Origin of the sequence: Shewanella septentrionalis (genome assembly GCF_025370265.1) — a bacterium.
GTDB lineage: Bacteria > Pseudomonadota > Gammaproteobacteria > Enterobacterales > Shewanellaceae > Shewanella > Shewanella hafniensis.
On sequence record NZ_JAMTCC010000012.1, the window covers coordinates 60,767 to 73,051 of the forward strand.

Genomic DNA, 12,285 nt, shown 5'->3' on the forward strand with positions numbered 1-12,285 from the left:
CTCATAAGTGTAAATAATCACATAAAAAAGCCAAGACACTCAGCGCCTTGGCTTTTTCTCATTTACGTCTTAAGCATTTTTTACTTTATTGGCTAAGCCTAAATGTAAACCTAAGCCAACACAAAGCAGTGCACTTAACGTAATCACCATACCTAAATGGTGAACGATTCCCGTGCCGCCTAAACCCAGTCCCAACAGAATGTAATAAAACAGTCCGAAAAGTGCACCAGCAGAGCCTGCAGAGGTACGGTAGTTTGCCAGAGCCGAGCTAAGTATGTTCGGAATCGCTATCCCGTAAGCAATCACAATCAAAAGCATAGGCGCTAAAAAGTAAACATTGTTCAGCCCTAAAACAGTCGATTGGAATAGCCAAATACCCAAACCACCAACAAGTGCGATAGCACTGGCGAAGCGAACCAACTGGGCGCTAGCGTAGCCTCGACCTTGCAACATTTTATTAGCATAACTGCCAAGGAATGCACCAAAGCCCAATAGCAAGCCACTCGTACCGAAGGCAAGCGTCGATAACCCTTGCGCCTCAAACATAAATGGTGCCAGTGAAAAGTAGCTGCACCACATCAGGTTAAACGCCGCCACCAGCAAGGTGTTTTTAATAATACCGCTGTCGGTAAGCATCTTAATCGCTAACTTGCCTATCGCGATTTTCTGGGTGTGTGCGGGTTTGGTTTCGGGTAACAATTTTACCGATAAAAACAACAGCACTATGGTAGAAACCATCAGTGCGACAAACACACCTTGATATCCCCAATAGGCACTGAGAACGCTGCCTAATAGCAATCCGATAACCGGGCTAATTCCAAGTGACATTCCCATCACCGAAAAGACTTTGGCTAATTCTTCGCCGCTGTAGCTGTCACGCATCATGGTTTGAGTAATCACAGAACCCACTGCCGCACCGAACGCCGACAATACGCGGGCAAGCAGCAATAGGCTAAAGTCGCTCACCATCAAGGCTAAGGCTGAGCCAATGGCATAACAGACTAATCCCGCGAGCATGGCTTTGCGGCGACCAATAATGTCGGCTAAACGGCCCCAGCAAAATACGCCGATGGCAAAGGCAATAAAGTACACAGATAAAGTTTGCGATGCGCCGGCAATCGACACGGCAAAGCTTTGTGCAATATTAGGCAAGGCTGGGCTATAGATGGTTTCCATTATTTGCGGAAACATCATTAGCAGCACAGCGAGCCCTAATGGTGGTTTTATATTCATGATTTCGATTCAATTTCAGTAAACCAAATGAGCTGGTTAACCCAAATGTCGCTCCATACTTGTCAAAGATGGCGCAGTATAGATAGAATCCACACCAGACAATTATCAACACTTAGACAAAAAACATCAAAAATAGGACAAAATGGCCTTTATTCTACCTGAACAGCAATTTAATCCAGACCAGCTGGATAATCTGGTCATTGGCATTGCCGCAGATATGGGCGAGCACGACTCGGGAGTGCATTACCACAGAAAAGCACAACTGCTGTACGCCCCCACTGGCGTGATGAGATTCACCCTAGCCGATACTCAAATGTTGTTACCGCCAACACGTGCGGCTTGGTTGCCAGCTGGCGTTAAGCACAGCGTCACCATGCGTAATGTGGTTGCCTATCGCTCACTCTACTTTGAGCCAGAGACCGTCACTTCATTGCCCGATAAAGTCACTATTTTCCATGTAAACCCGCTACTCAAAGCGTTAATCGACACTATGTCGTTTTGGCCATGGGACAAACCAAGAAGCACTCAGCACAATGCCTTTTTGCTGCTCTGCGAAGAATTGGGCAATGCCACGGAAGAAAATCTGGCTTTACCCCTCCCACAGGATAAACGTTTAACAACCTGGCTTGCGCAACTACAGCAACATCAGAAACCGCCAGCCAATCTTAAGGATATGGCAGTAGAAATCGGAGCCAGTGAACGCACAATTAGCCGCATTTTTAGCGCACAAACGGGAATGGCTTATCAAGCATGGCGCCAGCAATGGCGTTTACTCTCGGCCATTGAACAATTGGCGGCGGGGAAATCGGTGGCGCAGGTGGGCTTTAATTTACACTTTTCCAGCGACAGTGCCTTTATTAGCTTTTTTAAGCAATATACCGGCACCACTCCGGCGCAATATTTTAAATCCCCTAACATTTAGCCAAATATCCAATCCCGCGAGAACAACTCTGGTGAGGCAATTTCCCCGCTCAACCGAGAGCTGTACTTTCCATTTAGCGCCCGTTGGCGACTTGCTGTGTTATAGTGCGAGAAGTCTTTTCCCAGATCGAAAAATACGAATCCCTTGAAAAAAATCGCTTTATTTGTGGATGTACAAAACATCTATTACACCTGCCGTGAAGCCTATGGCCGCCAATTTAATTACCGTAAATTATGGCAACACTTAGGTTACGAAGGAGACATAGCGTTGGCCGTGGCTTATGCCATCCACAAGGGGGACGATGGGCAGTTAAAATTCCAGGACGCGTTAAAGCACATAGGCTTTGAAGTGAAGTTAAAACCTTTCATTCAGCGCAGCGATGGCTCGGCCAAAGGCGACTGGGATGTGGGGATCACTATCGATATTATGGAAGCGGCGAGTGAAGTGGATACTGTTATCTTATTGTCTGGTGATGGCGATTTCGATTTATTGCTGCAAAAAATCCATCAAAAATATGGCGTTGAAACCCAAGTCTATGGCGTCCCTACCCTGACGGCTAAATCCTTAAGGGATGCAGCGTCTCAATTTCACCCCATCGATGAAGCGCTCTTGCTCTAGCACCTATAAAAATGCTGCTATCAATCACGACAGCAGCATCTTAAATTCACTATTTTAGCCATCAAAGTTACAACACATCTAATGATAGGTAATGTCCGAATACATAGGTGCGAGACGTTTTAGGAGGGTATTGCGGGTCGATAATGGTATGTGTTGCTCCTTCATCGATTCAATTAAATGGCCGACTAAGGCATCAAAATCCGCCTGAGTAATATTCAACCCTTGATGACTCAGTGCCATATTTTCACCGTGATACACACAACCGCCATCAGCAACCAGACAAAAATGCTCAATGGCGCGCTCACGAAATAACGCGATATCCGTCTCTTGGAAGTGATGCACTATGCGTGGATCGGTTGCTATACGGGCAAGTAAGCCATCGACAATCGCTGATAAACCAGCTTCACCACCTAACTCTTGATATAAGGTTTGCTGGCTTGAGTTGCCATTATTTAAGTTAACCTGTGGCGCCGATGATTCAGCCGTTTGCACTGCGCAGCCAGTGAAAAAAAACAAAGCGGCGACAGGCAATAGCTTCAGCAATAAACGACTCATAGTGTTCCCTCCACCGACACATACCAACCTTGCTGATCGGCAAAACCCGCAATACTGCCTAAATTCGCATAAGCCGTGACCACGGAAAGATGCTTATTGATAAACCAAGCTAAAAACACATCCTGCCAATCATCTTCACGGGCAAAAGCTAACTCATTGGGTTTCTGACGATATTCGATACCCAACGCCACATTATCCGTCAGCAATACCGCCACAGACGCTTCGAGCACAAACTGGTAATCATTACTGGCTAGGGTACCAAAACCCAATAAACCTGTCTGATTCGCCTTGGTCGCGCGCACGGTACCATTAAGTAATAAATTGCGCCCCGCCACCGCATCAAAAAACACTTTGCTGGCCGCAATATACACATCTAACCCCCAATCATCCCGCGCCCCAACCGCCTGAGGAAGCGCAAAGTCATCGACTCTTTTATACTGGGCACCTAAGGTGATTTGCGGCATAGCCGTATAAAGTAACTCGCCGGCAAGCTTGTATTTTACCCCAAAGATATCTTGGCCTAACTCGCCGCCCATAGTATCTAAATCAAAGATTTGCCGCGCAACGCTGAGCTCGAATCGATTATCAAAACTCAAGGAAGCGCCAATCACTTTCAGCGAAAAGTCATCAACATAAACGCCTGTCGCCATCGCCGTAGCGGACCATTCATCGCTACTGCCATAACCGTTGATCACCGCCCACGGCACTATGCCACCGCCAGCACTGCCCTCAATCGTCGTCCCGCCGCCAGTCGCAACCACGCGGCTACCTTCGGCAAACGCAGGAACTGTGCCCAACAGTAAACACAGGCAAGGCAAAGCCTTCACATAATTCCAAGCTAATGAATTCAACTTCAATGCATTCATGGCAATGTTCACTCGCTACTCCGCTATATTCTTTCGAAGACGTCTAATTTTAACGCCTTTTGTGCGCTGTCTTGGGCAAATTAACTTATGTGTCTGAGGGATTTGCATGGTTAAACGCTTCAAACCACAGATCAAATTCAGCCGCTTTTAAGGGTTTTGAAAACACATAGCCTTGGATGATGTCGCAATTGAGGTTACGCAGGATTTCAACGCCTTCTGGTTCCTCAACCCCTTCAGCCACAACGGTAAAACCTAGGCCGTGGATCAACTGAATGCTTGTGTTCACTATCATCACATCTTGGCTATTCGTGAGCATGTCTTTGATAAAGCTACGATCAATCTTCACTTCATTGACGGGCAAAATTTTCAAATAAGCTAAGGATGAATGCCCTGTGCCAAAGTCATCGATGGCGACGGATACACCCATGTCACGGAATCGCTGCAATACGCTCACCACAGTTTGTGCATCTTTCATCACAGCGCCTTCGGTAACTTCGATGCAGAGTGCGCCGCTTGGCAGATTATTATCTTTTAATAAACTAGCAATTTGATTCGGCAAACGGGTATCGACTAAATCATGGGCCGACAGGTTAATGGCCAGTTTTAGCTGCATACCTCGCTGCTGCCATGCGACTAATTGTTTAATCGCCTGCTTCAACACCCATTGGCTGACGATATCAATGTTGCCTGAATTTTCAGCGAGTTGAATAAACTCATCGGGCGGAATAAACCCTAAGGTTGGATGCTGCCAGCGGATCAGTGCCTCGGCGCCAGTACACTGATTTAAGTGTAAATCCACCTTAGGTTGAAACACGAGATAGAGTTGGTTTTGCGCCAAACCTATGGGTAAATCGCGGATAATAGTCAGCTCACGCTGGTATTTCTCATCGGCACCCTGACGATAACTGACGATGCGTTGCTCCTCGAGACAGGCTTGATTGAGGGCGATTTCGGCGCGGCGCACTAACACATCGATATCGGCACCGTTGCCATCGATTTCCAGTAATCCCGCCCGCACGGTAAGAGAAATATTTGAGCCTTGGATTGGAAATGGCGACTCCAACATATCCAATGACTTCAGCAAATGTTCGGGACGAATCCCTTGGCTATACAGGAGTAAAAAAGAGTCGCCGTCTAATCGCGCGAGTAAATCCGGTGTGGGGGCTAATTGCTCTAAACGGCGGGCAAAAAGCACCAACAAGGTATCGGCGTTGGCAAAACCGATAATGTCGTTGATATGGCGAAAATGTTTAATATCCAGCAATACCATAGCGCCGGATAGCTCATTTTTAAGATCCGCTAAATGCTGTTTTGCCGCAAAACGATTGAGCAATCCCGTCAAACTGTCGTGGCGGGATTGATAGACTAAATCCTTTTCCCGCGCTTCAATATCGTCGCGCATCAAGGACAAACTTTTGGCCAACACCCGCAGTTCTGCTGGCGCACCTTGAATACTGCCTGGCTGCTTACCTTGACCAATTTTACGGGCATAAGTTACCAGTTGATGAACGGGCTCAGTCAAACTGCCCGACAACCAAATCGCAATCACAATCGCCAGCGCTAAGGTCAAGGCAAAAATCAGCAACATATTATTGCGTAGATGCTGATAACTTTGCTGCCACTTGAGGTTTGACTGATGCAGTAGGGCTAATTGGCTGCCGTTATGATCATAAAGTTTGATCGCCATGGACAGATAATCCACGGGAATGTTCTCACTGGGCATTTTCAGTAGGCTGGGGAATAGGCTCGCCTGCTCTACCACACTGCGCTTTTCATCGTCGGATAAGGTTGACGCGATTTCGGTGCGACCCGTGGCTTGATTGACAAAGCTCACATCGATACCGGTAATGGCTTTAGCTTGTTGGGCGACTTTCTCATCCAATAGGAACCCCATTCCGACCCAAGCAATCAAGGTCGGCGCCTTCACGGGCTGCAACACAAACTGATAGCTGGCATGATCAAAATTGAGGATAGCTAAAGCATTGTTATTGCTGGTGGTCATATCGAATAAGGATTGAATGTCATCCTGAGTGAGTCCGGGCAGACTCGAGGTCAAGAGCTCTCCTTTTGGAGACAATAATACTGCAGCGTCGGCGCCGATACGAGAGCCGTGATTAGATAACACTGACTCAATGGTTTCTTGCTCGCCGGTGGCAATCGCGCGCTTAAAACCAAAATCGGCACTGAGCACAGACAAACTTTGGCTGAGCTGAATACCGCGATTCGAAAGGACTTCGAGAAACACATTGGCACCAATATCGAGGCTTTTCTGTTGCTGTAAAAAGTTGTCCCTTTCGGTCGCCGTCAATACGGAAAATGCCGTGGCAAACTGCACTAGAGTCAGCACAATAAAGAAAACTAAAATCAGCCGTGCGCGAAAACTATTTAGCATGTAATGGCTTGCCTTGAGCATCGTAGTGGCCAAATCCCGATGGCGGGGCTGACGGTTTAGCTTGGCGCTCAATGTCTAAGGACAAACTGAGTTGATTCGCGCCAGTAGTTAGCATTAGCTCAGTCGGCTCGGAGGCCGCCTTCTGCCATGGATGCCAGAGTTTGACTTTATATTGACCGGCCGTAAGATCCTTAAACTGGATCTCACCTTTTTCGTCCGTCACCGCAACAATTGGGCTATCCGCAACATAGATAAATGCCTGCATATAATCGTGAATATTGCAGCCAAGTGCGACTAAACCGGGTTTATCGAACTGAATCGGCGCTTCGGCTTGGCCCACATACAGTTTAAGTTCGAAAGGTTTCGCCTCGGAAAAGGAATACACATGGTGACGAGTGCGATCTAGATTAGGAAAATCCACCTTGGCGCCCTTAGGGACCGCCAACACAAAAGGGATAAAGGTTCGATTTTTTTGTGACATTTCATAATGTCCAACAGGCATAGCCTTATCGGGCATCACTGCTGGGATCAACTCCACGACAGTATCGGCAATCGCCTGCTGCTGTAAATCCACCAGCTTAATATTGAGCTCAGCGGCCATGACTTGAGGCGTCAGAGAGGCAGAAACACTCAGAACTAGAGCAAATAAAGCGCGATTTAAGATCATCAGTTACCTCGGGCATAGTGATGCAAGGTCAACAAGTACCTTAGCTGAGTACGGCGTAAAACAAACTATTTTTATTCGTCTGGCATTGTACATCACTAATATATCGAATATTCCATTGGAACCTATAGAAGAGCGCCAAAACAGTAATCATTCTAATCGTCCAACTGCCATTACGCATGAAAGTGACCACAAATAATGGATAAACAACATCATATACACATTTCAAGCACGGATAACCACAAGCGTATAAATCAGTTATGGCGCTTACTGAGCTCAAATATCACTGCGAGCTCATTGCCTGAATAAAACAGTTGAATCTAGCCAACATAGGCCCGCCATGAACAATAAGCAATATAACTAACACACTGATCTGGCAAATGACTTTTTGTTGTTCATCGGCAATTAAAGCAAGCCCATATGCTTCTGACTCTATCCATCTTTGACTGAAACTTTACCGGCAATCTAATCTCAACTTATCCCAACTAAAGATAGTCAGGTTTCATATTTTTCGCCGCGAACAAACAAAAATGGCCTACTTGATGTAGGCCTTTTGTACACATTTATCCATCGCGGGAAACAAGCTTAACTGACGGTTAGCTCTTTTTGCTCTTCGGCTTTTTTACTGCCTCGCTTTGCCAGTGCGTAGTAGAACAAAGGCGTTAGGATAAGGCCGAACACTGTCACCCCAATCATACCGGCGAATACTGCAACGCCCATGGCTTGACGCATCTCGGCGCCTGCGCCAGTGGAGAACACCATAGGCACGACTCCCATAATAAAAGCGATGGAAGTCATCAAGATAGGACGTAAACGTAATCTTGCTGCCTCTAATATCGCATCCATAGGTGCCATACCGTGATCTTGTTTCTCTTTTGCGAACTCGACAATCAAGATAGCATTCTTGGTCGCGAGTCCCACCAGCACTATCAGGCCAATTTGGGTGAAGATATTGTTGTCACCACCGTAAATTAACACTCCACTTAGGGCTGAGAGCAAGGTCATTGGAATGATTAAGATAATCGCCAATGGCAAGCTTAAGCTCTCGTACTGGGCTGCGAGCACCATGAACACCAGCAAGATCACCAGCGGGAAGACTAACAAGCCCGTATTGCCTGCTAAGATTTGCTGATAGGTCAGCTCAGTCCACTCGTAGGTCATACCGTTTGGCAGCGTTTCGGCGAGGATTTTCTCAATCGCTGCCTGCGCTTGGCCAGTACTCACACCAGCTGCTGGGCCACCGTTGATTTCAGCGGTCGTAAAGCCGTTATAGTGCATCACTCTGTCTGGGCCTGAGCTTTGGCTGACGTTGATAAACGACCCTAGCGGGATCATATCACCATTCAGATTCGGCACCTTCAGCTGACTTATCTGCTGCGGGCTTTGACGGAACGCCTCATCGGCTTGCATATTCACCTGATAGGTTCGACCGAAACGATTGAAATCGTTGACATAGGTCGAGCCCATATAGGTTTGTAATGTCTGGAAGATTTGATCGAGCGACACTGCCTGCTGTTTCGCTTTAGTTCGATCAATATCCAGTTCAAGTTGTGGCACGTTCACCTGATAGCTAGAGAAAATTCCGGCTAACTGAGGATCGGCCCACGCCTTGTACATCACTTGTTGGGTCACCTGATACAAGGCCTCATAACCAAGGTTGGCTCTGTCTTGAATTTGCAGACGGAACCCTCCTATAGTGCCGAGGCCTTGCACAGGTGGCGGCGGGAAGATGGCAATAAATGCGTCTTGAATACCAGCAAACTCTTTATTCAATTGTCCAGCAATGGCATTCGCCGACAGCGCTGGACTCTTACGCAATTCAAAATCATCAAGCGCGACAAACACCACGCCTGAGTTAGGACTATTAGTAAAACCGTTGATGCTAAGGCCTGGGAAGGCAATCGAGTGCGCCACACCAGGGTGATTAAGGGCAATCTCAGACATCTTTTTGATCACGGTATCGGTACGTTCGAGGGATGCCGCATCGGGCAACTGAGCAAACGCCACTAAATACTGTTTATCTTGACCCGGTACATAACCCGTTGGTGTATGAGCAAATTGCACGCCCGTTAACGCTACCATGCCTAAATACACTAGGCCGATAATGCCACCAAAACGGATCACTTTACGCACTAACCAACCATAGCCATCGGATGCACGGCTAAATAAGCGGTTAAAAGGCATGAACAACCAACCACCGAGCAACTTGTCCATCAGACGGGTTAAACCATCCTTCGGCGCATCATGACTCTTGAGCAATAATGCGGACAATGCCGGACTCAAAGTGAGTGAGTTAATCGCCGAGATAAAGGTCGAAATAGTGATAGTCAAGGCAAACTGTTTATAAAACTGCCCGGTTAAACCACTCATAAACGCCGTAGGAATAAACACCGCCGCTAGCACTAAGGTGGTTGCCACAATCGGGCCAGTCACTTCTTTCATCGCCTTTTGCGTTGCCGCAACAGGGCTTAAACCAGCGGCAATATTACGCTCGACGTTTTCGACCACCACAATTGCATCGTCCACCACAATCCCGATGGCGAGCACGAGTCCAAACAGCGACAGTGCGTTAAGCGAGAAGCCGAGCAAATGCATAAAGGCAAAGGTACCAACTAACGATACAGGCACAGCCACCAGCGGAATAATTGAGGCGCGCCACGTTTGCAAGAACAGCACTACCACTAACACCACCAGCAACACGGCTTCAAGCAAGGTTTTCATCACCGCCTCAATCGAGCCGCGCACGAACACGGTTGGGTCGTAAACGATTTCGTACGTTAATCCTTCGGGGAATCCTTTAGACAATTCAGCCATTTTGGCGCGCACATCATCGGAAATCTGAATCGCATTTGAACCCGATGCTTGGAACACAGGAATCGCCACGGCATCTTTGTTATCCAGCAGTGAGCGCAGCGCATAGCTTGTCGCACCCAGCTCGATACGAGCTACATCCTTCAAACGATTCACTTCACCGTTTTGACCGACTTTGATGATGATATCTTCAAATTCAGACAGTTCAGTTAAACGGCCTTTCACGTTAATTAAGAGTTGGAAGTCAGCACTACCACTTGGCTGAGCACCTAAACTGCCCGCTGCCGCCTGTTGGTTTTGCTCACGCACGGCAGCAATAATGTCCGCAGGTGATAAACCCAGCGCCGAGACTTTATTCGGGTCGAGCCAAATACGCAGGCTGTATTCCCCAGCGCCAAACAAGCGTACCGCGCCCACACCTTTAATCCGTGCGAGCTCATCTTTAACGTTCAGCGCCGCATAGTTAGACAAATACAACATGTCATAACGGTTATCCGGTGACAGCAAATGCACCACCATGGTGAGGTCCGGCGATGACTTTTCGGTGACTATGCCTAAGCGTTGCACTTCCTGTGGCAGACGCGGCATAGCGCGATCGACTCGGCTCTGCACTTGGGTTTGCGCCCTGTCCACATCCGTGCCAATGGCAAAGGTGATGGTCAAGGTCATGCGTCCATCGGACGTCACTTGCGATGACATGTACAACATGTCTTCGACGCCGTTGATTTCCTGCTCCAGCGGCGAAGCCACGGTTTCGGCAATCACTTTAGGGTTAGCGCCTGGGTAGTTAGCGGTCACCACGACTGTGGGCGGCACAACTTCAGGGTATTCAGTGATCGGCAGTTGCCAAACAGCAATCGCCCCTGTGATAAAAAACAGCAGTGAGAGTACGGCTGCAAATATCGGTCTTTTAATAAAAAACTGCGATAACATGGTGTTCTATTCCTTAACCGCGGCTAGCCGTTTCGACCGCTTGCGCCGTCAAAGTATCTTGGTTTTTATCTAGGATTAACTGGGCTTGGCGTAATGCTTCGAGCTTGTCGCTATCAACCATTTCAACCATGTGCGGATCAATTTGCATCTTAGGACGCACGCGCTGCATACCGTTGACGACGATCTTATCTTCGGCCATCAAACCTTGGGTCACGATGCGCAGTCCTTGGACTTTTTCGCCTAAGGTCACGCCGCGATATTCAACTAAACCATCGGCGCCCACCACTAACACAAACTTATTATTCAGATCTGTGCCAACGGCTTTATCGTCAATCAAGATACCTTCATAAGCGCCACTACCTGCGGTGCGAAGACGAGCAAACAATCCAGGCAATAAGCTATTGTCTTCATTGTCAAAAGAGGCTCTCACGCGAATGGTACCGGTCTGTTTATCCATCGCATTATCCACAAAGTCGACCATGCCGATATGTTGATAATCACGCTCATTGGCTAAGGCCATGTACACAGGGTTGTCGCCAGCGCGGGGATCATTACGTTTCTTCTCGGCCGTTAATTTCACGTATTTAAGGTAGGTTTGCTCATCCACATCGAAATAGGCATACATGCTGGCGGTAGAGACTAAGCTAGTCAGCACACTCTGCCCTGCGGTGACATAATTGCCCGCGGTGACATTCGCGTAGGACACGCGGCCATCAATCGGTGCTTGCACTTGGGTATAAGCTAAATCAAGCTCGGCGCGCATCAGCGCCGCTTTCACCGAAGTCACTGCTGCCGCGGTCTGACGTTTGTTCGACTCACGGGTATCGAGTAACTCGGCGGATACCGCTTTTTGGTCAAACAATTTATGGGCTCGTTCGAAGTCATTGGTGGCCAGTTGCTCAGCAGAGAGTGCGCTAGCAAGATCTGCTTTTAACCGGGCCACTTCCGCTTCAAAAACACTGGGATCGATGCGGAATAACACCTCGCCTTTTTTCACTAAGGCGCCTTCTTTAAAATTCACTGAGTCAATATATCCAGATACACGTGGGATAAGGGTGACACTTTCTGGCGCCTGTAAACGGCCGGTAAACTCGTCCCATTCGGTCACTCGCTCATGCAATACTTGAGCGACATCCACCATAGGCGCACTCGGTGCTGGCCCCTGCTGCGCTGTTTGCTCACCACAAGCAGAAAGAACGAAAGCGGCCACAGCCGTTAACATCATTATTCGTAAGGGTTTATTGCTCTTCATATTACTATCCTCAAAGTGGCGGGCATGTCACGCTGTTCG

At 47.9% G+C, this 12,285-nt stretch carries 9 protein-coding genes; 2 read left to right on the forward strand and 7 right to left on the reverse strand.

Annotated elements, in window-relative coordinates; all coding sequences use genetic code 11:
* Window positions 1-69: 69 nt before the first annotated feature.
* Window positions 70-1,233, reverse strand: a complete 1,164-nt coding sequence (locus tag NE536_RS08860; protein WP_261272461.1) for a multidrug effflux MFS transporter — start codon at window positions 1,231-1,233, stop codon at window positions 70-72.
* Between the two features lie 142 nt (window positions 1,234-1,375).
* Between NE536_RS08860 and NE536_RS08865 the strand changes: the two genes are divergently transcribed.
* Together NE536_RS08865 and NE536_RS08870 are read left to right on the forward strand one after the other, a co-directional pair.
* Window positions 1,376-2,155, forward strand: coding sequence for an AraC family transcriptional regulator (locus NE536_RS08865; RefSeq protein ID WP_261272462.1), 780 nt, complete (start codon window positions 1,376-1,378; stop codon window positions 2,153-2,155).
* A 144-nt stretch (window positions 2,156-2,299) separates the two neighbouring features.
* On the forward strand, window positions 2,300-2,773 hold the full coding sequence (locus tag NE536_RS08870) for a LabA-like NYN domain-containing protein (protein WP_006082658.1): 474 nt from the start codon (window positions 2,300-2,302) through the stop codon (window positions 2,771-2,773).
* A 78-nt stretch (window positions 2,774-2,851) separates the two neighbouring features.
* On the opposite strand, the gene NE536_RS08875 is transcribed toward NE536_RS08870, so the two are convergent.
* The 6 genes from NE536_RS08875 to NE536_RS08900 all read right to left on the reverse strand — a co-directional run bounded on the left by NE536_RS08875 (window position 2,852) and on the right by NE536_RS08900 (window position 12,246).
* Entirely contained in the window at window positions 2,852-3,328 is a 477-nt protein-coding gene (locus NE536_RS08875) for a group I truncated hemoglobin (RefSeq protein ID WP_261272463.1), read from the reverse strand.
* Window positions 3,325-4,194, reverse strand: coding sequence for a DUF3034 family protein (locus tag NE536_RS08880; RefSeq protein WP_261272501.1), 870 nt, complete (start codon window positions 4,192-4,194; stop codon window positions 3,325-3,327). Before NE536_RS08880 ends, NE536_RS08875 begins: the two co-directional genes overlap by 4 nt.
* A gap of 85 nt (window positions 4,195-4,279) precedes the next feature.
* Window positions 4,280-6,586 carry a bifunctional diguanylate cyclase/phosphodiesterase gene (locus NE536_RS08885; RefSeq protein WP_261272464.1) on the reverse strand — a complete coding sequence of 769 codons (2,307 nt, stop codon included), beginning with the start codon at window positions 6,584-6,586 and terminating at the stop codon, window positions 4,280-4,282.
* Window positions 6,576-7,253, reverse strand: coding sequence for a methylamine utilization protein (locus NE536_RS08890; RefSeq protein ID WP_071938367.1), 678 nt, complete (start codon window positions 7,251-7,253; stop codon window positions 6,576-6,578). Before NE536_RS08890 ends, NE536_RS08885 begins: the two co-directional genes overlap by 11 nt.
* Before the next feature lie 582 nt (window positions 7,254-7,835).
* Entirely contained in the window at window positions 7,836-10,994 is a 3,159-nt protein-coding gene (locus NE536_RS08895; RefSeq protein ID WP_261272465.1) for an efflux RND transporter permease subunit, read from the reverse strand.
* Window positions 10,995-11,007: 13 nt separating this feature from the next.
* Window positions 11,008-12,246: an efflux RND transporter periplasmic adaptor subunit gene (locus NE536_RS08900; RefSeq protein ID WP_261272466.1), complete on the reverse strand. Its 1,239-nt coding sequence runs from the start codon at window positions 12,244-12,246 to the stop codon at window positions 11,008-11,010.
* Window positions 12,247-12,285: the final 39 nt, after the last annotated feature.